Genomic DNA, 24,299 nt, shown 5'->3' with positions numbered 1-24,299 from the left:
TTCCCGTGGCCGAACCGCAGACCACTCCGCCCGCCCCCTCTCCCGCCCCCTCTCCCGCCGCCGGGCCCACGCCCGAGACCGTCGCCTACCGCAGCGCGCTGGAGGTGATCCGCGGCGTGGAGCCCCGGATCGCCGACGCCATCGGGGCCGAGATCACCGACCAGCGCGGCTCGCTGAAGCTCATCGCCAGCGAGAACTACGCCTCCCCCGCCGTCCTCCTCACCATGGGGAACTGGCTCAGCGACAAGTACGCCGAGGGCACGGTGGGGCGCCGTTTCTACGCGGGCTGCCGCAACGTGGACACCGTCGAGGCGCTGGCCGCCGAGCACGCCAGGGAGCTGTTCGGCGCCCAGCACGCCTACGTCCAGCCGCACTCCGGGATCGACGCCAACCTCGTGGCCTTCTGGTCGGTGCTCGCCCAGCGGGTCGAGGAACCGGCGCTGGCCGCGGCCGGGGCACGCCATGTGAACGACCTCGGCGAGGCCGACTGGGAGCGGCTGCGGCGCGCCCTCGGCAACCAGCGCATGCTCGGCATGTCGCTGGACGCCGGCGGCCATCTGACCCACGGCTTCCGCCCCAACATCTCCGGCAAGATGTTCGAGCAGCGCAGCTACGGCACCGACCCGGCGACGGGCCTGCTGGACTACGACGCCGTGGCCGCCGCCGCCCGCGCGTTCCGGCCGCTGATCCTCATCGCCGGGTACTCGGCCTATCCCCGGCTGGTGAACTTCCGCGTCATGCGGGAGATCGCGGACGAGGTGGGAGCCACCCTCATGGTGGACATGGCGCACTTCGCGGGCCTGGTGGCCGGCAAGGTGCTCACCGGCGACTTCGACCCCGTCCCGCACGCGAACATCGTCACCACCACCACGCACAAGTCGCTGCGCGGCCCGCGCGGCGGCATGGTGCTCTGCGACTCCACACTCGCCGAACAGGTCGACCGGGGCTGCCCGATGGTCCTCGGCGGGCCGCTGCCGCACGTCATGGCGGCCAAGGCCGTCGCCCTCGCCGAGGCCCGCAGGGCCGAGTTCCGCGGCTACGCCCAGCGTGTCGTGGACAACGCCCGCGCCCTGGCCGAAGGCCTCCAGCGCCGGGGCGGGCGGCTCGTCACCGGCGGCACGGACAACCACCTCGTGCTGCTGGACGTCTCCGGGTACGGGCTCAGTGGCCGGCAGGCCGAGGCCGCACTGCTGGACGCCGGCATCGTCACCAACCGCAACGCGATCCCGCAGGACCCCAACGGCGCCTGGTACACCTCCGGCGTGCGCATCGGCACCCCTGCCCTCACCACGCGCGGGTTCGGCACCGCGGAGATGGACGAGGTGGCGGACCTGATGCACACCGTGCTCAGGTCCGCCTCGCCGGGCTCCACCGCCTCGGGAGCCCCGTCCAAGGCCCGCTACACCCTCGAGGACGGGGTCGCGGACCAGGTCAGGGGGCGTGCTGCGGAACTCCTGGGCAAGCACCCGCTGTATCCGGGCATCGACCTCGGCTGAGCAGGGGCCGGGCAGCCGGGGCCCGTCCCCCGGCCTGAGTCGCCCGCGGCGCGCCGTGGAGGCACCCTGGAAGAAGCCCACCGGTCGGTGCGGGTGGGCGCCGCGCCCGCGCTCCCTGTCCGCAGGGGTCTCCACGCGGGTGACGGCCCGGCCCGGACCGATCCTCCGCGGGACGAGAAGAATCTCAAGCAGGGAATGCGCTTCCCCCACCGGCCGCAGCCGATGGTTCCCTCGAAAGAAGGTCCTGATGGAAACGATCGTCGGTATGAACGTCGAGATGGAGTTCTGGGAGGACGGCGACAAGACGCGGGCCTCCTGCATGATGCGCCTGCAGGACGGCACGGAGCTGAAGGCCCACGGCAGGGCCGACCGCTACCCGTCGGACCCGGCTCAGCAGCGGGTCGGTGAGGAGATCGCGGCCGCCAGGGCGCTGCGCGACCTCTCCCACCAGCTCCTCGCCAAGGCGGGCCACGAGATCGAGTCGGTCACACATCAGCCCGCTCACCTGACGCACTGAAGGACGCCGGGCGGGACGCCGGAGCCCCCACGGGCGCCGGGCGGGCCCGCCCGGCCCTGTGCCCGCCCGGGCACCACGGCGTCCGGAACCGGTCGTCGGGGCGGCGGCGTACCGTCGAGGTATGTGCCGAAGCATCAAGACGCTGCGTCCCCCGTACACCGAGGCGGTCACCGAGGAGGAGATGCGCGCGGCGGCCCTGCAGTACGTGCGCAAGATCTCCGGTTTCCGGCGCCCCGCCGCGCACAACGCGGAGGCGTTCGACCGCGCCGTCGAGGAGGTCACGGCGGCCACCGGGGCCCTGCTCGGCGCGCTGACCGTGCGCGGGGCCGCGCCCTCCGCGCGGCGGTAGGGCCCGGCCGGGCCATGCCGCGGGGTGCCGGCCGGTGGGGCCGGCCGGCACCCCCGGGCCGCGCGTCAGCCGAAGATCCGCACGGCCTGGTAGTAGGTCCAGGCCGTGGCGTTGCAGGAGCCCTCGGTGGCGCCGCTGTAGCGGTCGCAGACCCGCAGGAGGTCGGCGTAGAAGGCGCTGTCCAGCCGGTTCTTGTGCGAGCTGAACGTGCCCGCGGCCTTGTAGTTGCGGTAGCCGAAGTCGTGCCGGGCGCAGGCGAGCTTGAACGGGAAGCCGAAGGGGTTGTCGGGCGAGGTGGAGCAGAAGTCGGTGCTCCAGTTGAACGCGTAGGACGACCAGGCGGACTTGTTGTAGTAGGCCGAGAGCCAGGAGTTGTAGCTGGAGGAGCTGGTCTGCGTCCAGCCGTACAGCACCTGTGACTTGTCGGCGGGCACCGCCGTGGCGGGGCTGGCGAGGGCGACGACGGTGGCGAGTGAGACGGCGGACGTGGCCAGAGCGAGCGGGGTCTTGGCGCGCATTGAGGTGTCCTCCACGGGAGCGGATGAGGACACGGAAAGTAACTGCGTTGACTAAAGCGGGAGTTGCGTGGCGATGGCCTTCTCACATGAGCCACGGGAACCGCACATGTCAGCCATTCTGCGCACACGGTGAAGCGACGTCGCTACTTTGGGTATTCAACGGGTGACGGGGGATTCCGGTCCAGCACACGTGGAGGCGCCCGATGAACGACACGGCGCGGCGCACGGGCGGGCCGGCGCCGGGCGACCACCTGGCGCTGCTCATCGCCCGGGCCCGCAACCCCTTCGACCTCAGCGAACGGCTGACGGTCCGACTGGCGGCGGCAGTACGCTGCGACGTCCAGCTGCGGTCCTTCCGGCAGCATCGCAACCCGCCTCCCGCGCTGCGGTGTTCGACCTACCAGTACACGTTCACCTTCGCCGACCACAGCGTCCTGGTGCTCTGGGAACTGCGCCATGTCATGGATACGGACGGCGAGGTGACCTGCGAGGTGTACCCGGACTTCGCCGCTCTCCAGGAGGCGGAGAGCCGGGTGCACCAGCGCATGGGCGACGCCGCGCCGGAGGCGGGGGATCCGGGCGCGGGGCCGGTGGCGGCCGGGGGCGACGGCGCGGCCTGTCCCCCGGTGCCGGTCCACCTCGCCGCCCCGGTGTCACACGGATACACCGAGGAGAACTCGGCCGACCACGCGAGACGGCTGCTGCGCCGCGCCGTCAACCCCGATCGCCCCGGCGCCCGGACGCGGACCCTGCTCGACACGGCCGTCGGACACCACATCTCCCGTGTGGCACAGCGGTTCGGCCCCGCCGGACCCAACGCCTTCTGCTCCGTCTACGAACACGCGTTCCTGCTGGCGGACGGCCGCGAGGTCACCCTCTACGAGCTGGAACACGACTTCACCACCGACGGCCGCCTGGTCTGCGAGGTCTACGCGGACGCGGAGACCGCCGGCCGGGCCGCCCAGCACCATGTGACGGTACACGGCACGGGCGGTGGAACCGGCGAATGAGCCGGAATCGGTTGCCGTGCGCACCGAGTGCGCTCTACGTTTGACGCGCTTGTCAACTCCCGTCTTCTCGGGAGCCCGTTGGAGCGCACGGCAGCGCAGGTAGTGGGAGGAACCCATGGCACCCCGTGGTCGTCACCGCCGTCCCCGGACGAGTTCCGTATCCCGTGCCTCGCTCACCGTCACCGCCGGTGGCGCCGGGATCGCCCTCCCCCTCATCGGCGTGAGCCACGTGCAGGCGGCCCCGGTGGACACCTGGGAGAAGGTGGCCGCCTGCGAGAGCAGCGGACGCTGGCACGTCAACACGGGCAACGGGTACTTCGGCGGTCTGCAGTTCAAGCAGTCCACCTGGGAGCAGTACGGGGGCACCCGGTACGCCGTCCGCGCGGACGGGGCCTCCAAGGCGGAGCAGATCGCGGTGGCCGAAAAGGTACTCGCCGGGCAGGGCCCCGGGGCCTGGCCGGCGTGCGGCCCCGAGGCGGGCCTCACGCGCGGGAACGCGGAGGACCGGGCCGCGCGGACCGGCGCCCGTCCCGCGAGCCAGCGCGAGGCCATAGCGCGGCAGGCGGCCCGCGAGCAGGCGCGGCAGATGCCCGGGCAGCGCCGCACGGACGACCCCGAGGGCCAGGAGCACCGGCGCGGCAACCAGACGCACGAGGTCCTCCCGGGCGACACGCTGTCCTCCATCGCGCAGGACCACACCGTGCGCGGCGGCTGGCCGGCGCTCTACGAGCGCAACCGGAGCACCGTCGGGGACGATCCCGACCTCATCCTTCCCGGCCAGCGCCTGGCCCTGCGCCCGGCCCCGCCCCGTCCGGCGACCAAGTCCCCGCAGCCTGAGCGGGGAGCACGCGAGGCGGCCGCCGCCGACAGCGCCCAGGACCGCGAGGCCGGCCCGAAGGGCGAGAAGAAGGCCGAGAAGAAGGCCGAGCACAAGACCGAGCGCAAGGCCGAGGGGCGGCAGGACCGCCAGCCGGCCGAGAAGCGGGCCGACCAGCGGCAGGACCAGCGGCGCGCGAAGGCACCGGCTCCCCAGCCCGCCCCGGACCGCGAGCAGCGTCCCGCCGACCGGCGGCAGGAGCGGTCGGCAGCGCCCGCCTACACGGCGCCGATCCCCGGCGTCCGGCCCGGCACCGCCTACCGGCAGACGGGCTCGTCCTGGAGCGCGGGCTACCACACGGGCGTCGACTTCCCCGTGCCCACCGGCACGTCGGTCACGGCCGTGACGCGGGCCACCGTCGTCTCGGCGGGCTGGGGCGGGGCGTACGGGTACCAGGTCGTCCTCAGGCACCACGACGGGCGCTACAGCCAGTACGCGCACCTCTCCGCCATATCGGTGAGCGCGGGGCAGCGCGTCGAGCCGGGCCAGCGGGTCGGGCGGGCGGGGAACACCGGCAACTCCACCGGGCCCCACCTGCACTTCGAGATCCGCACCGGCTCCGGATACGGCTCGGACATCGATCCCCTGGCCTACCTGCGCGCGCACGGCGTCCGCGTGTAGCCCCGGCCAGCCGCCTCCCCCGCGACGGGGCCGGCGGGACGCCCGTCTCAGTGGCTCCCGGGGCCCGCCTCGCCCGGGTCCACGGCGTGGCCCGCCCGTCAAAGGGGCGTACGCCCCTTTGACGGGCGGGCCACGCCGTGCGGCAATGTGGGTACGGCCCACGGGGCCGGAGCCGGGCGGGCCGTGGCCGAGCCCGGCTCCGGTCCGCCGTGGGCAGCGCCGGGGCGAGGCCGGGCTCACGGCCCGGAGCGCGCGGCCACGTGCAGACGGCGGGGCGGACGCGACAGCGGGTCCGGCAACCGCAGCGGGCCTCGGCCCGGGGTGAGGGAGCCGAGGAGCACGGGGCGCTCGGCCCCGGTGGCGGAGGGGGTGTTGCCCGGCAGGCCGTGGACGGTCAGAAAGCCCAGCAGCGCGAAGAGGTGGGCCTCCTTCGCCTGCGGCGGCAGGCCGAGCACGGCGCTGTCGGTGACCGGCACCGGGTCGGCCAGGGCGCGGACGCGGGCCATGAGCGTGGGGTTGCGCACCCCGCCGCCGGAGACGGTCAACGCGGTGAGCCGGTGGGCGCGGCAGGCGTCGGCCACCAGGCGTGCGGTGAGCTCCGTGACCGTGGCCAGGACGTCGTCGGGCGCAGGCTCGGGGATCGGCAGGTGGCGGTGGAGGTAGGCGGCGTGGAAGTGCTCCCGCCCCGTCGACTTGGGCGGGGGCAGTCGGTGGTACGGATCGCGCAGCAGCTCGGCAAGCAGCTCCGGCAGGACCCGGCCGCGGGCGGCACGGGCTCCGTCGCGGTCCATGGTGGCGGCGCCGCGGCTGGCCCGGACGGCGGCGGCGTCGATCAGGGCGTTCGCCGGGCCGAGATCGTAGGCGAGGACGGCGCCGGAGCTCTCGCGCACGCTCAGGTTCGCGATGCCGCCGAGGTTGAGGGCGCCGGGGCGGCCCTCGTCCCCGAGCAGCAGGGCGTCCAGCGTGGCCGCCAGCGGGGCGCCCTGGCCGCCGACGGCCAGATCGCGGGAGCGCAGGTCGGAGACGACGGGCAGCCCGGTGGCCTCGGCGATCCAGGCGGGCGCGCCGAGCTGCAGGGTGCCCAGGGCCCGGGGGCCGTCCGTCCAGTGGAAGCACGTCTGGCCGTGGGAGGCGACGAGGGCGGCGTCCCCGTCGGCGAGTTCGGCGTTCGCGCGGGCGGCCACCGCGCCGAAGAGCCGGCCGAGCGCGGCGTCGAGGTGGCAGATCCCTCGCCAGGTGGGCTCGGCCGGGGGCAGGCAGGCGGCCAGCCCGGCGCGCAGCCCGGCGGGGAAGGGCACGCTGAGCAGCCCGCCGCAGCGCAGGTCCAGGTCCCCGTCGGGGCGGACGGTCAGCTCGGCCAGGGCCGCGTCCACGGCGTCGCAGGAGGTACCGCTGAGCAGTCCGATCACGCGCATGGCCCGCATTGTGCGCCGCCCGCGCGCGGCAGGCGCGCACTCAGTGCCCGGCGCGCCGCCCCCGCCGGTGCCGGGCCCGCAGGAGGCGCCGCTGGACGACCAGCAGGTCGATGAGTGAGAAGACCGCGAGCGCGGTGAACAGGACGGCGATGACGCGCAGCGAGCCGTCGGTGGGCACGTCGTGGGGCCCGGACGCGGCCGCCCAGGCCCAGAACAGCACCGCGCCCGCGATGAACAGCGGCGTGAACAGCAGACCGAGCAGCAGCCGCAGCCGCACGGCGCTGCGAGCTCGCACGGGCTCCGTGCCGGTGCGCGGGGAGACGTGGCTGAGCAGGCCCTCGCGCTCGGGGTCCTCGCGCGGGTCGCGTTCCTCGTCGCGCGGGTCGGGTTCCTCCATGGCTCCCCCTTCCTCAGCCGTGCGCGGTACCCGTGCGCGAACGCGGGGAAACACGGCCCGCCCGGGCGCGTTTCCGCCGCCGGGCCCGGGGTACCTGCGGAGGTTCACGGACGGCGACGGAAGGAGCAAGCGTGACCCAGACGGAGGGACTCCGGGTCGTCGTGACGGGCGCGACGGGCAACGTGGGCACGAGCGTCCTGCGGCGCCTCGCCCATGAACCGGGCGTCGCCTCGGTCCTCGGGCTGTGCCGCCGGGTCCCGGCGTGGACGCCGGCCAAGACGGAGTGGGCGAGCACGGACCTCGGCACCCCCGAGGCGGAAGCGGAACTGACGGGCCTGCTCCAGGGCGCGGACGCCGTGGTCCACCTGGCCTGGCTGATCCAGCCCGCCCACACCCCGCGGCTGACCTGGCGGACGAACGTGGAGGGGAGCGAGCGGCTGCTGCGGGCCATGGCGGCGGCAGGGGTTCCGGCGCTCGTGTACTCCTCCTCGGTCGGCGTCTACTCGCCCGGACCGGCGGACGGGCAGGAGCGGCGGGTGGACGAGTCGTGGCCCACGCACGGCTGGCCGGAGGCCGCCTACCCGCGCGAGAAGGCCTACATCGAGCGGCTGCTGGACACCTTCGAGCGCGACCATCCCGGCATCCGGGTGGTCCGCATGCGCCCGACGTTCATGTTCAAACGGGAGTCGGCGATGGGCCAGCGGCGGCTGTTCGGCGGGCCTGCCGTCCCGAACGCCCTGGTGCGCCCGGAACTGGTGCCCGTCGTCCCGGACCTGGCGGGCCTGCGCTTCCAGGTGCTCCACACCGACGACGCGGCCGACGCCTTCGTCCGTGCCGTGCTGCGGCCGGTGAGCGGCGCCTTCAACCTCGCCTGCGAGCCTCCGGTGGATGCCGGGGTGCTGGCGGGCCTCCTGGCGGCACGCCCGGTCCGCGTGCCCGCCCCGGCCGTCCGGGCCGCCCTGGCGGCCGCGTGGCGGCTGCGGCTGGTGCCCTCCTCGCCCTCGCTGTTCGACGCGTTCCTGCGGCTGCCGCTGATGAGCACGCGCCGGGCCCGGGAGGAGCTGGAGTGGGCCCCCGCGGCCTCCTCCACGGAGACGCTGACGGAGTTCCTGGCGGCCTTCCGCAGGGGTGAGGGCATGGACACCGCACCGCTGCGGCCGAGGCTGCCCGGCGGGCGACTGCGCGAGTTCGCGACGATCCTCCGGGGCCGCCCGTAGCGGACTTTGGGGCCGCCGGGAGCGGGTTCCGCGCCGGGCCGGTCAGGACGGCCCGCTCAGGCCAGGATGATCCGGGCGACGAAGTAGACGACGAAGACCAGCACCAGCAGCCCGATGGCGATCAGCGGGCCGGTGGACCATCCGCTGGTCGGGTTGTGGGGCGTCTCCTCCGGCCCGGCGCCGGAGAGCGTGCCCTCCGCGGGGGGCGTCTCGTTCGGGGGCACCCCGCCGCCCCCCTTCTGCCCGGGGGAGCGGCCGCCGTCCGGTTCGGGAGTCGATGCGTTCGTGTCGTTCACACCCCCACGAGTGCACCTCTACGCGGAACCTACACATCGCCCGCCCGCCGGCGCGGCGACCCGTCCGCCGACGGCCGAGCGGGCGCGGGCGGCCCCGGGCGGCGGGGAGCTCCAGCCGACCGGCCACCCCGCCGGGGCCTTCCCCGGCCGCGTCCTCGTCGACGCGCGCACCCCCGCGGTCGCCCGTCTGGCGGTGCGGGTGTCCCCGGGCCGGAGGGCGGTACCGGCGGCTCCGGCGGGAAACGGCGCGTTCTGGGGCCGCACGGGTGGAGAATGGGGCGCGGAACAGGAGGATTTCGCCTTCACGAACCGGGCATATACCTCAACATCAGGACAGTGTCGGGAGGTTGAGTCTCCTTTTCCTTACTCCCACCCACCTCAGGTCAGTAGCCTCATCCCTCGAACGTCAATACGCCGGCGATCGCGATGAGGAGTCATTGATGGAACGTCCCTCCTGGGCACCGCAGGGCATCGACCTGTCCAAGCCGAGTGTGTCCCGGATCTATGACTACTACCTCGGCGGATCGCACAACTTCGAGGTGGACCGGGAAGCGGCCAGGAGGGCCATCGAGGTGTTCCCCGGACTGCCGAAGATCATGCAGGCCAACCGGGCCTTCATGCGCCGCGCCGTGCGCTACGCGGTCGGCCAGGGCGTCACCCAGTTCCTGGACATCGGCTCCGGCATACCCACGTTCGGCAACGTGCACGAGGTGGCCCAGAGCGCCTCGCCGGAGGCCCGCGTGGTCTACGTGGACAACGACCCGGTGGCGGTCGCGCACAGCGAGGCGGTGCTGGACGGCGTCGAGCGGGCCGACGTGCTGGCGGCCGACTTCCGGGAGCCGCAGTCGCTGCTGGGCGGGGCGCCGGTGAAGCGGCTGCTGGACCTGGACCGGCCGGTGGCGCTGCTGCTGGTCGCGCTGCTGCACTTCGTCGAGGACTCGGAGGACCCCTGGACGGCGGTCGCGCAACTGCGGGACGCGCTGGCCCCGGGGTCGCTGCTGATCCTCACGCACGCCTCCACGGACGGGGGCCCGCGCACCGCGGAGCAGGGGCGGGAGATCTCGAACGTCTACAAGAACGTGGGCTCCCGGCTGATCATGCGCTCACGAGCCGAGGTGGAGCGTTTCTTCGCCGGTTTCGAGTTCGTCGACCCGGGTCTCGTCCCGATGCCGAACTGGCGTCCGGAGGGATCCACGGAGCACGAGGACCCGGTCGTGTTCACCGGGTTCGGCGGGGTGGGACGTAAGGCGTGAACAGTTCCCCGGAAGACACAGCCGAGCCGGGCCTTCACCCCCCGGCCGGGCCCGGCCCGGACGGCGACGACGGGCTGCGGCGTTTCGCGACGGTCTGGAGCCGCGCCGTCTACCCGACGACGGCCACCTGCATGACCCTGGCCGAGTTCGAACAGCACCTCGTGCCGCTGGCCGAACTGCTGTGCACCTGCCTGCACGCCCATCCGTTCGACCCGGTGCCAGCCCGGGCGGTCGGCCAGGAGCTCGTGGACGCGCACTGCACCGCGCCGGAGGCACTGCCGCAGATCCTCGGTGTCGTGGACGCCTATCTGCTGCTGTACTGCTCCGATCCCTCCCGCCTTCCCCCCGAGGAGGCGCGGGCCCGCTGCGCCCGGCTGCAGCACGCGATCGCGGCCGGTTTCGCCCGGGCGCTGCAGGAGCGCACCCGCTTCGAGCAGGAGGCCCTCTCACGCGCCGCGCTGACGGCTCAGTCGCAGATCGAGCAGGCCCTGCACGAGAGCGAGACCCGCTTCCGCGCCGTCTTCGAGGGCGCCAGCATCGGGATCGGCATCGGCACGCTGGACGGCCGGGTCCTGGAGGTGAACAGCGCCCTCACCCGGATGTTCGGCGGCAACGAGCGGCTCGTGCGCAACCGTCCCATCAAGAGCTGGGTGCATCCCGACGACGGGCCGAACGTGTGGCGCATGTACGACGAGCTCGCACGCGGCGAGCGGGACCACTTCCGCACCGAGAAGCCCTACCACCGTCCCGACGGCACCGTCCTGTGGACGCATCTGACGGTCTCCCTCCTGCGTGACCCCGACGGCGCCCCCCGGTACATGCTGGCGCTGATGGAGGACATCACCGAGCGTCGGCTGCTGCACCTGCGGCTGCGCTACGAGGCCACCCACGACGCGCTGACGGACCTGCCCAACCGCACCCTGTTCTTCGAACGGCTGGAACAGGCCCTGGCCAGGGAGGGGGACGCCGCCCGCTTCGGCCTGTGCTACCTCGACCTGGACGGCTTCAAGACCGTCAACGACAGCCTGGGGCACTCCGTCGGGGACCAGCTCCTGGTCGCCGTCGCCGAGCGGCTGCAGAGCTGTGTGAAGGGGCCCGGCCAGCTCGTCGCCCGCATCGGCGGCGACGAGTTCGTGGCACTCAACACCGACCCGGAGAACTCCGGCGACATCACCGAACTCGCCGAGCGCGCCCTGGAGGCGCTGTCCACCCCCGTACTCGTGGACGGGCGGGAGCTGACGGTCAGGGCCAGCATCGGAATCGTCGAGGGCCCGGCGGGCGAGCGGACGGCGGCCGAGGTGCTGCGCAGCGCCGACATCACCATGTACCGGGCGAAGGCCCAGGGCGGCAACCGCTACGAGCTGGCCGACCCGGACTCCGACGCGCGGATCATCGGCAGGCACTCGCTGACCAACCGGCTGCCCGTGGCGCTGGAGGCCGGGGAGTTCTTCATCGAGTACCAGCCGCTGGTGCGGATGTCCGACGGCAGCGTGGAGGGCGCCGAGGCGCTGGTGCGCTGGGACCACCCGCGGCACGGCGTACTCGGTCCGGACCGGTTCATCCCGCTGGCCGAGCACACCGGGCTGATCGTCCCGCTGGGCCGCTGGGTGCTGGAGGAGGCGGTGCGTCAGGCCTGCGAGTGGCAGGTCCGCGGCATCGGCGGCACCCGGCCCCTGCGCGTCAACGTGAACCTCTCGCCACGGCAGCTCAGCCATCCGGACCTGGTGTCCGACACCGTGGCCGTCCTGGAGAACGCCGGGCTGCCACCCGGCTCGCTGTGCCTGGAGGTCACCGAGTCGGCGATGATCCGGGCGGACGACGCCGAGCTCAAGCCGCTGCGCCAACTCGCCGAACTGGGCGTGGGCATCGCGCTGGACGACTTCGGCACCGGCTACTCCAACCTGGCCAGCCTGCGCAGGCTGCCGGCGAGCACCCTGAAGCTGGACCGTTCCTTCACCCGGGGACTCCAGCAGCAGCCGGCCGACCCCGTGGACCTCAAGGTGGTCGAGGGGATCGTTTCCCTGGCCCACGTCCTGGACCTCTCGGTGACCGTCGAGGGCGTCGAGACGGCGGCCCAGGCGGAGCAACTGCGCGACCTGGGCTGCGACTCGGCCCAGGGCTGGTTCTACGCACGGCCCGGCCCGCCGGAGCAGGTGGCCGCACCGATGCCGTTGGTCGCGGCGCAGTGACCGCTGCGGCCTGAGCGGGGAGCCGGCCGAGGGCCGGCCGCGCACCCCTCGGCGCGCGCCGTCCCCGCGCGCCCCGTCTCCACGCCGAGCGCCCTGCGGTGAGCCGGGTTTCCACGTGGGCCGGGTGTGCCGCCCGGGCATGCTGCGGGAGACCCGACAGCCACCGGAACGGACGACACCCGACTCCCCGCCCGCGTACCGCCCACCGCGGCGCACCTGGCTTCCGCGCCCCCGTGACAGAGCGCGGCCCTTCGGTCACAGTACCGGTATCCCCGGGCCTGGGCCGTGCGCCGGACACGATCGCGGGGTCGGCCGCCCGGCCGGGGGCTGCCGGCGCACCATCCCGCAGGACAGGCCCGCGGGCAGCGCTACGCGGAAGGGCTCGTCATGGATCGCCACTTCACGGACCGACGACACCAGGAACTGCGCCGCCAGGTGAGGGACTTCGCCGAGGCGGAGGTGAGGCCCAGGGTCGCGGCGATGGAGGCCGGGCGGCGGGTCTGCCCCGAGCTGTCGCGGCTCATCGCGCGGCAGGGCTGGATCGGTGTCACGGTGCCGCGCGGCTACGGCGGGATGGGCGACGGCCATGTGGCGAAGACGGTCGTCATCGAGGAACTGTCCCGGGTGAGCGGCGCCATGGGCGCCATGGCCCAGGCCTCCCAGCTGGGCGTCGCGAAGATACTCCACTTCGGCAGCGAGCGGCAGAAGCGCGCCTGGCTGCCCGCCGTGACCGCCGGGGAGTGCCTTCCCACCATCGCCGTCACCGAGCCCGGATCCGGCGGCCATGTGCTCGGCATGACCGGCTCGGCCGTCCGCGACGGCGAGGACTACGTGCTCAACGGCAGCAAGGTCTTCGTCGGCAACAGCCACATCGGGGACCTCCACGGCGTCGTGCTGCGCACCGGTCCCGGCTCCCAGGGGCTCTCGGCGTTCCTGGTCGAGGCGGGGACGCCGGGCTGCACGCTCGCTCCCCAGCAGCCCGCGATGGGTCTGCACGGGTTCAGCTTCGGCGAGGTGCGCCTCATCGACTGCCGGGTCCCGGCGAGCGCCCTGCTGGGGCGCGAGGGCGACGGGCTGGCCGTCGCCTACTCCTCCAGCGTGCTCTACGGGCGGGCCAACCTGACCGCCGTCGCGCTGGGCATCCACACCGCGCTGCTGGAGGAGACGTCGCGGCTGTGCGCGGCCCGCACGCGGTACGGGGCGCCGCTCGGCCGCGTCGGGGCGGTGCGGGCGAAGCTGGGCCGCATGCAGTCCCGGCTGATGACGGCGCGGCTCGCCGCCTACCAGGCGGTGCACCTGCTCGACCAGGGCCAGCCCTGCGACGCCGAGTTGATGAACGCCAAGCTCGTGAACGTGGAGAACGCACTGGACTCCGCGCGGGACGCGATGGAGCTCCACGCGGCGTCCGGGCTGTTCACCGACTGCCCGGTCGAGCGCTATCTGCGGGACGTGCACCACCTGTTCGCCCCCGCGGGCACCTCGGACGTGCAGCGGCACCGGCTGGGGGACGTGGCCCTCGGCACGTCCCGGGGTGACTGGTCGGCCCGCCTCGCCGACCTCGTCCGCCGGGAGACGGCGGCGACGGCGGAGTCGGCCGCCACGGCGCCGGCGCCGGGCGGGGCCCCGCCCGCGGCGGCGCACGTGGGGCGGACCGGTGCGGCGGACGCGGGCCCGGCCGACGCCCCGGACGCGCCGGGGGCACCGGATCCGGTGGGGGCCGGGCGCCGCTGACGGGTCGCCCTCCGGCTCGCCTCAGCCGCCGCTCTCGCGCCGCTCGATCTGCTCCACCAGCTCGGCGGCCATGCCCTTGATGGTCTCCAGGCCCGGCCTCCCCCAGGGCCGCGGCTCCTGGTCCACGACACAGACCGTGCCCAGGGCCATTCCCGTGCGGTCGATCAGCGGCGCCCCGAGGTAGGAGCGCACCCCGATCTCGTCCACCACCGGGTTGCCGGCGAACCGCGGGTAGTCGCAGACGTCCTCCAGCACCAGCGCCTTGCGCCGCACGATCACGTGCGGGCAGTAGCCGTGGTCGCGCGCCATGGTGCGGCCGACCCGGGCGCTGGGCGGCGCGGGTCCCAGCTCCACCGCCCGGTCGACGGCGGGGGTGTACAGGCCCGCGAAGTACTGCCGGTGCTCGTCGATGAGGTTCACCATCGCGTAGGGCGCTCTGGTCACGTCGGCGAGTTTGCGCGCGAACGCGTCGAACTCCGGCACGGGCGCGTCGCCCAGACCCAGCTCGCGCAGGCGCACGACCCGGGCCGGGGCCTCGGTGTCCTCGGGGGTGAGGAGCAGATGGGTGGTCGGGTCATACGACGTCGGGGGCATGCGCACTCCTGGTGTCGAGCAGATGCGAAACGAGGAAGACGAGGACCTGGGTGGTGGATTCGGTGCCGCGCGCGTCGCAGAGCACGACCGGGACACCGGGGCCGAGATCGAGTGCGGCGCGCACCTCGTCCGTGGTGTAGCGGTATGCGCCGTCGAACTCGTTGACCGCGACGAGGAAGGCCAGGCCGCGCTCCTCGAAGAAGTCCACGGCCGAGAAGGAGTCGGTGAGCCGGCGGGTGTCGGCGAGGACGACGGCGCCGAGCGCCCCGGCGCTCAGCTCGTCCCACAGGAACCAGAACCGCTCCTGCCCGGGTGTCCCGAAGAGGTACAGCACGTGCCGGCCGCTCAGCGTGATGCGGCCGAAGTCCATGGCCACGGTCGTGGTGCGCTTGGCCTCGACGCCGTCGAGGCTGTCGGTGCCGGCACCGGCCTGGGTCAGCAGCTCCTCGGTGCTCAGCGGGGCGATCTCGCTGGCCGCGGCCACGAACGTCGTCTTGCCGACGCCGAAGCCGCCCGCGACGAGGATCTTCACCGCCTCCGGGAACACGTCAGAGCCGGGTACGGAGTCCATGCAGCACTGCCTCCAGCAGATCACGGTCGGAGCGGCCCGGTCCCTGCAGCCGTGGCGTGGGGTCCCGCGCGGTCACGGCGCCGCAGTCCACGAGGTCGGAGAGCACCACCTTGGTGATCACCGCGGGCAGCCGGACGTGGGCGGCGATCTCGGCGACGGAGACCGGCCCCCCGCACAGCCGCAGCACCCGGGCGTGGTCCGGGCCCAGCTGGGCACGCGGGCTCCGCCCCGTCGCCATCACCAGGGTGAGCAGGTCGAAGGCGGCCGAGGGCCGGGTCCGGCCCTCGCAGACCGTGTACGGGCGCACCAGGCGCCCCGCCGCGGCGTCCAGCCATGGCTCCCTCTCCGGGGCGGGCATGGCCTCAGTGCCCCGCCGGCTGCCGGGCGGGGGTCGCGAGGTAGGGGCGCACGCTCTTCACCAGCATCGCCATCTCGTAGCCGAGCACGGCGGCGTCCGCGTCCCGGCCCGCCAGCACGGCCAGGCAGGCCCCCTGACCGGCGGTGGAGACGAACAGCAGCGAGGTGTCGAGCTCGACGAGCACCTGCCGCACCTCGCCGCCCTCGCCGAAGCGGGTGCCCGCGCTGCGCGCGAGCGAGTACAGCCCCGAAGCGAGGGCGGCCAGGTGGTCGGCCACGTCGGTCTCCAGCCCGTGGACGGCCTTCACCAGGCCGTCGGCGGACAGCAGCAGAGCGCTGCGGGTATGGGGGACGCGCCGGACGAGGCCGGTCAGCAGCCAGGACAGATCTCCGTTGGGGCCAGCGGGCGCTTCGCTCACCATGGTCGCGTTCGCTCCTTGCGGATGAGGTGGGTGACGCGGGCCGCGGTTCACGGCCCGCCGGGGCTGGCTAGCGCGCGCCGCCGGGCTCTCCGGTGCCGTCCAGCGGGCCCGGGGGGCGGGCGACGGGCTGGTCCTCGGCCAGGCTCGTGCCCCGGCGGAACGCCGCCATCAGCCCCGGGTCGTGCTCCGGCTCGCCGGCGGACCGCGGCCGGGGCGGCGGCGGATCGCGCAGCTCGGGGACGAGGTGCTCCTGGCGCCGTCGGCGGGGCAGCCGCGGCCGCTCCCCGGAGGCCGCGGGCCCCGGCCCGGATCGCGGGCCCCGCCCGCGGCCCGGTTCCGGACCGCGGCCCGGTTCCGGCGGCACGGGCGCCGCCCGGGGGCCGGGAGCGGGTTGCTCGGGCGTGAGGCGGGGCGCGGGGAGTCCGGGCACGGGGGCCGCCGCGGCGGGGGCGCGGCCCGGCGCGGTGAGGGGCGGCGCGGTGAGGGGCGCGGTGAGGGGCGGCGCGGTGAGGGGCGCGGTGTCCGTCCGGGCCCCTTCGGGCGGGAGAACCTCGTCGTCCTGAGGATCGTCGGCCGGGTCCCCGAGCAGGACCCTCGGCAGGACGAGCACGGCCTGGACGCCGCCGTAGATGTTGGCCCGGAGCTGTACGGCGATCCCGTGCCGCCGCGCGAGCTGGGAGACCACGAACAGCCCGATCCGACCGTCCTGGAGGAGGTGGCCGATGTCGATGTGCTCAGGGTCGCCGAGGAGGGCGTTCATGCGGGCGAGCTCGGCGCCTGTCATGCCCAGCCCGCGGTCCTCGACCTCGATCGCGAGGCCCGCGGTGACGTACTGGGCGCGCAGCAGGACGGAGGTCTGGGGGGCGGAGAACAGCGTGGCGTTCTCGATGAGTTCGGCGAGCAGGTGGATGACGTCGGCCACGGCGTGCCCGCGCACGGTGCCCTGGATCGGCGGGACGAGCTTGACCCGCGGGTACTGCTCGACCTCGGCGATCGCCGAGCGCAGCACCTCGGTGGCCGCCACCGGCCGCGTCCACTGGCGGCGGGACACGGCGCCGCCGAGCACGGCCAGGTTCTCCGCGTGCCGCCGTACCCGGGTGGCCAGGTGGTCGACGTGGAAGAGCCCCTTGAGGAGGTCGGGGTCCTCGACATCGTTCTCCAGCTCGTCGAGGAGCTCGATCTCGCGGTGGACGAGCGACTGCAGCCGCCGGGCGAGGTGCACGAACACCTCGACCTTCTCCTCACTGCCCGGCTCGCCGCCCCGGGAGAGCACCGCGGCCTCCACGACGGCCGCCTCCGCCGTGCGCTGGGCCAGGGTGACCTCGTGGGTCAGCAGGCCGAGTGCGTCCCCCGTGGGCTCGGGCAGCGGGGGGAGGTCCGGGCGGACGGGCCGCTCGCCCCGTTCCAGCCGGGCGAGCAGACGGTGCAGGGCCGCCTGGTTGCGGGCCGCCGCACGGCGCAGGGCCGCGTACCGCCCCGCGGTGTCCCGGGCCTGGGTCCAGGCGGCGTAGGCGCCGCCCATGACGATGAGCGAGCACAGCAGCATGCCGACGCCGAGCGCGCTCCAGACCGTCGCGGCACCCGGGCCCGCCGCTCCGAGGAGGTCACCGGCCCGCAGCAGCCAGCCGATGACGAGGGCGGCGGCGACGGCGGTGAGCCCGGCCGGGAGTACGGCGAGCCCCAGCAGCCGCCGCGCCTCCGGGGTCTCCGGTGCACTCCGGCCCCGCCCGGGGCCGCGCCCGTGCCGGGCCGTGCGGCCCGGGCGCGGTGTGGCGGCCTCCGCGGGGGCCGCCGCGGAGGCCTGGGCCGGGCCGTGGTGGGCCGGCCGGGACACGGGGGCGGCCGACGCGGAAGAGGAGAGTCCCATTCCGTTTCGGGCCGCGTAGCGCGGGAGTTCAGGCATCACAGTCCTCTGGCAGTCAGGGGATCCCGTGCCCGCGGGGGAAGTCCGACACCCCACCGGCGACCGGCGCTCCTCACGCTAATGGCCGTCAGCGGGTGCCACGGGCTCAGTCGGCACAATCGCCACCCCTCGCCAACCCTTCCGGGTGAAGGTCCTGGACGTCCGTTCGGACGCGCCGGAAGCAGGTTCACCGACCGGTGCCCACACGGGGGTCAGCGGCGGCGCACCGTGACGTTGAGCCTGCCGCGCAGCCCGAGGGCGGCCGGCGCGGTGCCGGGCCTGGTCCGGGGGACGCCGTGGTAGGCGTGGCGGGACGGCCCCCCGAACACGAAGGCGTCCCCGCTGGCCAGCTCCACGTCCGTCCAGGGCCCGCCCCGGCCCGAGGGGGCGGTGCCGTCGGGCCCCTCGGAGCGGGGCAGTCCGAACCGGAAGACGCAGGTGTCGCCGAGGCTGAACGAGACCACCGGGGCGTCGGAGCGTTCGTCGGTGTCCCGGTGCAGTCCCATCCGGGCCGCCGCGTCGTAGAAGTTGACCAGTGCGACGTCGTAGGCCGTGTCCGCTTTGCGCCCGTAGGCCCGGGCCGCCGCCGCCCGCGCCCACTCCCCCAGCCACGGCGGGAAGGGCTTCACCGGCGCGCCGTCCCCGTCGACGACGGTACGGGCGTAGCCGTAGGGGTACCAGTGCCAGCCCAGGCTGAGCTGCCGCACGGACATCCGGCCGCCCCGCGGCATCCGGACCGTCCGCAGCCCGGCGGGCGGCCTCGCCCAGGCGCGGCAGGCGGCCAGCAGCTCCGTCTGGGCGTCCTCGTCCAGCCAGCCGGGCAGGTGGACGGCCCCCGGCGCCACCTCGGACGCCGGGCGGGGGAAGAGTCCGCCGCCGCTCACCCGGCCAGCCTACGGCGCACGGCCCCTGACCGGGCACGATCCGACTACCGTATCGTCGGATGTCGCCGCCCCCCGGTACCCGTAAAGGAGCGCCTGTGACGTCCGAAGCCCTTGAGCCCGTCCTCGCCGGAGTCCGCAATTTCCGCGACGTCGGCGGCCTGCCGACCGCGGACGGACGGCGGGTCCGCTACGGGGTGCTCTACCGCAGCGGCCACCTCGCGCGGGCCACGGCCGAGGACGCGGAGTTCCTCACCGGCCTCGGACTGCACACCGTCTACGACTTCCGCAACGAGGCCGACCAGGTGCTGGACGGCCTGGACGTCCCCCTGCCCGGCGTGCGCAACGTGAACATACCCCTGACCGACCCCGCGCACGGCGCGGAGTTCTGGCAGCTCGTCCGGGAGGGCGCGGTGGAGCTGCTGCGCGCGGAGCTCGCCGACGGCCAGGCGGTGCTGCGGATGCAGGAGTCCTACCGGGACATCATCCGCAGCCGGACCGCCGAGCACAGCCGGGTGCTGCACGACCTCGCCGGGGGCGGCGTCCCGGTGCTCATGCACTGCGCGGCCGGGAAGGACCGGGCGGGCCTGTCCGTCGCGATCACCCTGCTGGCCCTCGGCGTCGAGCGGGAGGCCATCCAGGCGGACTACCTGCTCTCCAACGATCCGCACCGGCGTTACCCGATGCACCGCGGGGGCGCCGACGGCCGGCCGGGCCACAGCGGCGGGCAGAACGGCATCGACCCGGAGGTGCGGGAACTGCTGAAGCCCTTCTTCGACGCGCGGGTCGAGTACCTCGCCGCCGCCTACGCGACGATCACCGAGGAGTGGGGCGACGTCGACACCTACCTGCGCAAGGGCCTCCGGATCAGCGACGACACCCGCGACGCCCTGCGCGCCCGCCTGCTGGACTGAGCGCCGGGGCGGCCGCCGACCGGCCCCGGGCTCCGCCCGGGGCCGGGTAGGCCGGCGCTCCGGCCAGCGCGCCGGCTCCGGTCAGCGGCTGCGTTCGATCACGAAGTCCGCGAGCGCCACGAACTGCGCCCGCACCCCCGGGGCCATCGCGACGCCGTCCAGGGCCCGCACGGCCACGGCGTGCTGCCGCCGTGCCTCGGCCTCGGCCCAGGCACGCCCCCCGGCCTCCTCGATGAGTGCCGCCCGGGTGGCGAACTCCGTCTCGTCGAAGTCCTCGAACTCGGCCTGGGACTTCTTCGCGTCCGCCGTGAGGAGCTCCCCCAGGCGTTCTGCCGCGACCCCGGGCGCGGCCAGCGCCGCCGAGACCGGCATGGACTTCTTGCGCCGGCGCAGGTCGCTCCAGGCGAGCTTGCCGGTCGACAGCGGATCGCCCCAGATGCCCAGGACGTCGTCGACCGCCTGGAAGGCCAGCCCCAGGTGGTAGCCGTAGGCATGCAGGGCGTCGGCCGCGGCCTCGTCGCCGCCGCCGAGCACGGCCCCGACGGAGCAGGCACAGGCCAGCAGCGCTCCCGTCTTGTTGCCCTCCATCTCCAGGCACTCGGTGACGTCGACGCGCTCGCGGTGCTCGAAGGAGATGTCCTGCGCCTGGCCGTCGATCAGTGCGCGGCTGGCCGTGGTCAGCCGCCGGGCGGCGCGCGCGGCCTCCGCGGTGCCCAGCTCCAGCAGGACCTCCTGGGCCAGGGCGAACAGCGCGTCCCCGACGAGGACGGCCAGCGCGGGCCCGTGCACCTTCCAGACGGTGTCGCGGTGGCGGCGCTGCTCGTCGCCGTCCATCAGGTCGTCGTGGAGCAGGGAGAAGTTGTGGACCAGCTCGACCGCCACAGCGCCGGGGATCGCGGCCTCGGGCGCCGCGCCGACCGCCTCCGCGGACAGCAGGGCCAGGGCCGGGCGGACGGCCTTGCCGCCGTCGCCCCCCGAGGGGCGGCCCTGCGCGTCGATCCAGCCGAAGTGGTAGGCGGCGACCGTGTCCATCGGGGCCGCGAGACGCCCCACGGCGGCCCGCAGATCCGCCAGGGGGAGGGTGCGCCCGCGGCCGAGCAGGGCGGTCACTCCTGCGGTGTCGATGCCGGCGTCGGCCGGTTGCACCGGGTTCACATGGTCTCCTTAGCGTTCAGCGGTCTTCCCGCCGGGGGACTCCCAGGGGGTGTCACCGGCCGGCCGCCCTAGGCGGTCCAGGGCCTCGCGCGCGGCTGCGTGGCCGCTGCGTACCGCACTCTCCATGGTCGCGGGCCACCCGGTGGCGCACCATGCGCCCGCCAGGTATACACCCGGCGCACGGGTGTGCGGGGTGGGCCTGAGGCGCTCGACGCCCGGGGCGGGTGCGAAGGTGGCCTCCCGTTCGCGGGTGACGAAGAAGTCCCGCACCCCGGCGCCGCGCGCGCCGGGCAGCAGCCGGGCCAGCTCCGGCAGGTACCGCTCGCGCAGCGCGGCCACCGGCTCGTCGATCTCGTCGTGCACCGCGGACTGGGACAGTGCCAGGTACTGCCCGCCGCCGGGCGGGAGCCCGGCCGCCTCGGTGCGGTCGAAGACCCACTGGACGGGGCTGCCGATCGCGGCGAAGAAGGGGCGGCGCAGCACCGGGCGGTCGTAGACGACGTGGACGTTGAGGATCGGCGCGGCGCCGATCCGCTCCAGCCGCCCGGGGGCGTCGAGGGCTCCCGGGGGCAGCAGGGCGCCGGCCTGGTCGGGCGGGACGGCCAGCACCACGGTGCCGGCCGCGGGCACGGCGTCCCGCCCGGCCCGGCGGGCGCCCACCGCCTCCCAGGCACCCTCGGCGCCGGGGCGGAGGGCCGCGATCCGGGTGCCGGTGAGGACCCGCACGCCGGCGCGTTCCAGGGCGCGGCGGGCGAGCGTGTCATGCAGTCGGCCCAACGGTACCCGGGCCCAGCCGAGGTCCGCGGCTCCGGGGGCGGTGAGGAGCCCGGTGCGGAAGACCATGGCGGCCAGGGCGAGCGAGACGTGCTCGGCGCGGGCGTTGAGCGTGGCGACGCCGACGAGGTCCCACAGGGCCCGCACGCTGCGGGCGGACTGGCCGCGCGCCCGCAGCCAGGAACCGAAGTCCACGGCGTCCAGCGCCGGGTCGGCCGGGTCGAGGCCGCGCAGGGCGAGCGCCGCTCGCGCCGCGGCGATCCGTTCGGCGGGGCTGAGGTGCGGGTAGGTGGCCAGGGAGGCCGTCAGGTGGAGCGGCACGGGTGCGGCGCTGCGGCGGATGCGGCCGAGGCGGTGCCGGGCCCGGCCGGCGTCCAGGACGGGGATGTCCAGCCGCCGTTGCAGGGGCGCGAGCGCCCGTGCGCCCACCCGTTCCAGCAGCCCCTGGTAGGCCGTGCAGCAGCGCAGGTAGACGTGCTGGCCGTTGTCCACGCTCAGCTCTCCGGCCGGGGAGGAGCGTCGGAACGAGAAGGCCAGCCCGCCGAGCCGGGGACGCGACTCGACCAGGGTGGTCCGCAGGCCCGCCTCGGCGAGTCTGAGGGCCGCGGTGATCCCGGCGAGACCACCCCCGACGACGGTGGCACGCCGGCTCTCCGCTCCCCGGCGCGCGTCGGCTTCGGCGGGGCTCGGGCGCGTGGAGCTCACGCGGTGCCCCCGCCGGGCAGCCGGGCGAGCCGTCGGCGGACGGCCAGGCTGTCGACTCCGGACAGTCCGCGGGCGACGGCGAGCGCCTTGCCCCGGGTGGGCACGCTGACCCGCCCGCGCAGCACGGCCTCCGGGTCGGCGGTGATCCGGTCCAGCAGGGCGCGGTAGATGCCGGCCATCGCGGCCACGCAGGCTCCGGAGCGCCGGTCGAGCAGCGGCAGCAGCCGGTAGCCCTCGGCGAAGAGCCTGCGGGCTCGCCGGGCCTGGTACTGGACGAGTCCGGCCAGGTCGGCGCCGGGCGGCGCGGCGGCCGAGCCGAACGCGTCGACGCAGCCGAATTCGGCCAGCTCCTCCTGCGGCAGGTAGCTGCGGCCGAACTGGGCGTCCTCGCGCAGATCGCGGAGGATGTTGGTGAGCTGGAGGGCGAGGCCGAGGGTGTCGGCGTAGTGGGCGGCCCGCGCGGCCTCCGGCGAGCCCGGTGTCGTCGTGCCGAAGACGCCGAGGGACAGCCGGCCGATGGCGCCCGCCACGCAGCGGCAGTAGTCGCTCAGGTCGTCCCAGGTGCGGTAGGTGCGCTCGCGGACGTCCATGAGGACGCCGTCGATGAGCTCGTCGAAGGCGTCCAGCGGCACGGGGTAGCGGCGGGCGGCGTCGGCCAGCGCGACGGCGACGGGATCGGTGTCGTCCTCGGCCACCTCACCCGCCCGGACCCGGGCCAGTAGGGTGCGGGTGCCGTGGAGCCGCGCGGTCTTGGTGTCGGCGTCCAGTTCGCCGTCGCCGATGTCGTCCACGCGGCGCGCCAGGGCGTACAGGGCGGACATCGCGCGCCGTTTGGGCGCGGGCAGGAGCCGGATGCCGAAGGCGAAGTTGCGGGCCTGCTGGACGGTGACGGCCTCGCAGTAGCCGTAGGCGGCGCGCACGGGCGGTGATCCGCTCTCCGGCGCCCCGGTCGCGGACGGGCCCGCGGCGGGTCCGGGGTCCCCGGCGGAGGCGCGGGTGGGCTGGGGCGTGGGTGTCGCGGTCATCTCAGGTTTCCTCGCCGGGCGGCGGCCAGGACCGCCGTCGTCTCACGCAGCAGGGTCGGGCGTCCGGCCGTGGGGGGCCCGGCCAGGACGTCGTGGCGGGCCGCGGCGATGGCGCGCAGCGCGGCCCGGCCGCCGCCGGTGAATCCGGCGAGGAGGAGGCGCAGTCGGCCGTGGACGCTCGCCACGAGCGGGATGCCCTCGTCGAGGAGGGCGCGCGAACGGTCCGCCCCGACGGCGACGAGCGTCCGCACCGCGGCGCCCGCGCTGGGGGCGGCGAGGTCGCGCTCGCGGACCCCGAAGCGGTCCATGTCCTCGGCGGGCAGGTAGATCCGGTCGCGGCGCAGGTCCTCGGCGACGTCCTGGAGGTGCTCGACGATCTGCAGGGCCGTGCAGACGGCGTCGGAGCGGCGGACGCGTTCGGGGCTGGTCGTGCCGGTGACGGCGAGGACGAGCCGGCCGACCGGGTTGGCGGAGAGCGCGCAGTAGTCCAGCAGCTCCTGCCAGGTGGCGTAGCGGGTCTGGCGCTGGTCGAGCCGGTTGGCCTCGATGAGGTCCAGGAGGGGCGCCAGGGGCAGGGCGCCGCGCCGGGCGGCGGGCTGCAGGGCGCGCAGCAGCGGGTGCCGCGGCCCCGGCTCCCCGGCTCCGGCTCCGGCTCCGGCTCCGGCTCCGGCTCCGGCGGAGTGCAGCCGGCGCACGTCGGCCTCGACGGCGTCGAGCAGGGCGAGCCGGTCCTCGGAGTGCTCGGGCGGGACGCCCAGCAGCCGGGCGTCGGTGCCGCCGGGGGCCAGGTCACCGTCGCCGATGTCGTCGACGAGGCGGGCGTAGCCGTAGACGGCCATGAGGTCCGCACGCCAGGCGGCGGGCAGGAAGGCGGGGGCGACCGGGAAGTTCTCCCGGGCCGACTTGGCCAGGAGCTCCACCACGACGTCGGCGTCCGCGGGTGCCGTGGCGGGGGCGTCGGTGCCGGTGGCGCGGTCGCGGGACCCCGCCGCGTTCGGAGCCGTCACCATGCGCTGCCAGCCGCCATTGCCGTCACGACTCCGTTTCTAACCCAATAACCTGATCATCGTCATGTCGGACACGCCATGCCGGTGCCCTGATCCGATCACCTT

24 protein-coding genes are annotated in these 24,299 nt (G+C 74.9%); 10 read left to right on the top strand and 14 right to left on the bottom strand.

The window, feature by feature from the left end; translation table 11 throughout:
- Positions 1-5 precede the first annotated feature (5 nt).
- The 3 genes from O7609_RS22795 to O7609_RS22785 all read left to right on the top strand — a co-directional run bounded on the left by O7609_RS22795 (position 6) and on the right by O7609_RS22785 (position 2,362).
- On the top strand, positions 6-1,496 hold the full coding sequence (locus O7609_RS22795; RefSeq protein ID WP_269744150.1) for a glycine hydroxymethyltransferase: 1,491 nt from the start codon (positions 6-8) through the stop codon (positions 1,494-1,496).
- A 247-nt stretch (positions 1,497-1,743) separates the two neighbouring features.
- Entirely contained in the window at positions 1,744-2,013 is a 270-nt protein-coding gene (locus O7609_RS22790; protein WP_219093797.1) for a DUF1876 domain-containing protein, read from the top strand.
- 121 nt (positions 2,014-2,134) lie between these two features.
- Positions 2,135-2,362, top strand: a complete 228-nt coding sequence (locus O7609_RS22785) for a DUF2277 domain-containing protein (protein WP_269735128.1) — start codon at positions 2,135-2,137, stop codon at positions 2,360-2,362.
- 65 nt (positions 2,363-2,427) lie between these two features.
- Here O7609_RS22785 and O7609_RS22780 read toward each other — a convergent pair whose 3' ends face one another.
- A complete protein-coding gene (locus tag O7609_RS22780; RefSeq protein ID WP_269735129.1) occupies positions 2,428-2,880 on the bottom strand; it encodes a phospholipase in 453 nt (150 codons plus the stop codon).
- Between the two features lie 203 nt (positions 2,881-3,083).
- On the opposite strand from O7609_RS22780, the gene O7609_RS22775 reads away from it, so the two are divergent.
- On the top strand, positions 3,084-3,890 hold the full coding sequence (locus tag O7609_RS22775; protein ID WP_269735130.1) for a DUF6227 family protein: 807 nt from the start codon (positions 3,084-3,086) through the stop codon (positions 3,888-3,890).
- Positions 3,891-4,110: 220 nt separating this feature from the next.
- On the top strand, positions 4,111-5,388 hold the full coding sequence (locus O7609_RS22770) for a transglycosylase family protein (RefSeq protein ID WP_332330055.1): 1,278 nt from the start codon (positions 4,111-4,113) through the stop codon (positions 5,386-5,388).
- Between the two features lie 236 nt (positions 5,389-5,624).
- On the opposite strand, the gene O7609_RS22765 is transcribed toward O7609_RS22770, so the two are convergent.
- Positions 5,625-6,803, bottom strand: a complete 1,179-nt coding sequence (locus O7609_RS22765) for an anhydro-N-acetylmuramic acid kinase (protein ID WP_269735132.1) — start codon at positions 6,801-6,803, stop codon at positions 5,625-5,627.
- Positions 6,804-6,843: 40 nt separating this feature from the next.
- Positions 6,844-7,200: a hypothetical protein gene (locus O7609_RS22760; RefSeq protein WP_269744149.1), complete on the bottom strand. Its 357-nt coding sequence runs from the start codon at positions 7,198-7,200 to the stop codon at positions 6,844-6,846.
- Positions 7,201-7,331: 131 nt separating this feature from the next.
- Here O7609_RS22760 and O7609_RS22755 point away from each other — a divergent pair, with 131 nt between their 5' ends.
- On the top strand, positions 7,332-8,417 hold the full coding sequence (locus tag O7609_RS22755) for an NAD-dependent epimerase/dehydratase family protein (RefSeq protein ID WP_269744148.1): 1,086 nt from the start codon (positions 7,332-7,334) through the stop codon (positions 8,415-8,417).
- 56 nt (positions 8,418-8,473) lie between these two features.
- On the opposite strand, the gene O7609_RS22750 is transcribed toward O7609_RS22755, so the two are convergent.
- Positions 8,474-8,713, bottom strand: coding sequence for a DUF6480 family protein (locus O7609_RS22750; RefSeq protein WP_269735135.1), 240 nt, complete (start codon positions 8,711-8,713; stop codon positions 8,474-8,476).
- 440 nt (positions 8,714-9,153) lie between these two features.
- Here O7609_RS22750 and O7609_RS22745 point away from each other — a divergent pair, with 440 nt between their 5' ends.
- From O7609_RS22745 to O7609_RS22735, 3 genes are all read left to right on the top strand, one after another.
- On the top strand, positions 9,154-9,966 hold the full coding sequence (locus tag O7609_RS22745) for an SAM-dependent methyltransferase (RefSeq protein WP_269735136.1): 813 nt from the start codon (positions 9,154-9,156) through the stop codon (positions 9,964-9,966).
- Positions 9,967-10,040: 74 nt separating this feature from the next.
- Positions 10,041-12,155: a putative bifunctional diguanylate cyclase/phosphodiesterase gene (locus O7609_RS22740; protein ID WP_269737151.1), complete on the top strand. Its 2,115-nt coding sequence runs from the start codon at positions 10,041-10,043 to the stop codon at positions 12,153-12,155.
- 387 nt (positions 12,156-12,542) lie between these two features.
- Complete coding sequence (locus O7609_RS22735) at positions 12,543-13,886, top strand: acyl-CoA dehydrogenase family protein (RefSeq protein WP_269744147.1); 1,344 nt, start codon at positions 12,543-12,545, stop codon at positions 13,884-13,886.
- 21 nt (positions 13,887-13,907) lie between these two features.
- Here the strand turns inward: O7609_RS22735 and O7609_RS22730 are convergent, their stop codons facing one another.
- The 6 genes from O7609_RS22730 to O7609_RS22705 all read right to left on the bottom strand — a co-directional run bounded on the left by O7609_RS22730 (position 13,908) and on the right by O7609_RS22705 (position 18,617).
- Positions 13,908-14,480, bottom strand: a complete 573-nt coding sequence (locus tag O7609_RS22730; RefSeq protein WP_269735138.1) for a GAF domain-containing protein — start codon at positions 14,478-14,480, stop codon at positions 13,908-13,910.
- Positions 14,461-15,051: a GTP-binding protein gene (locus O7609_RS22725; protein WP_269735139.1), complete on the bottom strand. Its 591-nt coding sequence runs from the start codon at positions 15,049-15,051 to the stop codon at positions 14,461-14,463. Before O7609_RS22725 ends, O7609_RS22730 begins: the two co-directional genes overlap by 20 nt.
- Complete coding sequence (locus O7609_RS22720) at positions 15,029-15,409, bottom strand: DUF742 domain-containing protein (RefSeq protein WP_269735140.1); 381 nt, start codon at positions 15,407-15,409, stop codon at positions 15,029-15,031. Before O7609_RS22720 ends, O7609_RS22725 begins: the two co-directional genes overlap by 23 nt.
- A gap of 4 nt (positions 15,410-15,413) precedes the next feature.
- Positions 15,414-15,830, bottom strand: coding sequence for a roadblock/LC7 domain-containing protein (locus O7609_RS22715; protein ID WP_269735141.1), 417 nt, complete (start codon positions 15,828-15,830; stop codon positions 15,414-15,416).
- 67 nt (positions 15,831-15,897) lie between these two features.
- Positions 15,898-17,733: a sensor histidine kinase gene (locus O7609_RS22710; protein ID WP_269744146.1), complete on the bottom strand. Its 1,836-nt coding sequence runs from the start codon at positions 17,731-17,733 to the stop codon at positions 15,898-15,900.
- Positions 17,734-17,945: 212 nt separating this feature from the next.
- Positions 17,946-18,617, bottom strand: coding sequence for an alpha-ketoglutarate-dependent dioxygenase AlkB family protein (locus tag O7609_RS22705; protein WP_269735143.1), 672 nt, complete (start codon positions 18,615-18,617; stop codon positions 17,946-17,948).
- A gap of 59 nt (positions 18,618-18,676) precedes the next feature.
- Here O7609_RS22705 and O7609_RS22700 point away from each other — a divergent pair, with 59 nt between their 5' ends.
- Positions 18,677-19,528 carry a tyrosine-protein phosphatase gene (locus tag O7609_RS22700; RefSeq protein WP_443072196.1) on the top strand — a complete coding sequence of 284 codons (852 nt, stop codon included), beginning with the start codon at positions 18,677-18,679 and terminating at the stop codon, positions 19,526-19,528.
- An 81-nt stretch (positions 19,529-19,609) separates the two neighbouring features.
- On the opposite strand, the gene O7609_RS22695 is transcribed toward O7609_RS22700, so the two are convergent.
- From O7609_RS22695 to hpnC, 4 genes are read right to left on the bottom strand one after another with little or no spacing between them, the layout of a single operon-like run.
- Complete coding sequence (locus tag O7609_RS22695) at positions 19,610-20,674, bottom strand: polyprenyl synthetase family protein (RefSeq protein ID WP_269737152.1); 1,065 nt, start codon at positions 20,672-20,674, stop codon at positions 19,610-19,612.
- Positions 20,675-20,692: 18 nt separating this feature from the next.
- Complete coding sequence (hpnE, locus tag O7609_RS22690; RefSeq protein ID WP_269744145.1) at positions 20,693-22,162, bottom strand: hydroxysqualene dehydroxylase HpnE; 1,470 nt, start codon at positions 22,160-22,162, stop codon at positions 20,693-20,695.
- On the bottom strand, positions 22,159-23,187 hold the full coding sequence (gene hpnD, locus O7609_RS22685; protein ID WP_269735146.1) for a presqualene diphosphate synthase HpnD: 1,029 nt from the start codon (positions 23,185-23,187) through the stop codon (positions 22,159-22,161). The genes hpnE and hpnD overlap by 4 nt, the downstream gene beginning before the upstream one ends.
- On the bottom strand, positions 23,184-24,197 hold the full coding sequence (gene hpnC, locus O7609_RS22680) for a squalene synthase HpnC (RefSeq protein WP_443072195.1): 1,014 nt from the start codon (positions 24,195-24,197) through the stop codon (positions 23,184-23,186). The genes hpnD and hpnC overlap by 4 nt, the downstream gene beginning before the upstream one ends.
- Positions 24,198-24,299: the final 102 nt, after the last annotated feature.

Origin of the sequence: Streptomyces sp. WMMC1477, from assembly GCF_027460245.1 — a bacterium.
GTDB lineage: Bacteria > Actinomycetota > Actinomycetes > Streptomycetales > Streptomycetaceae > Streptomyces.
Note: the sequence above shows the minus strand (reverse complement) of the source record. Positions and strands in the feature narration are given on the sequence as shown.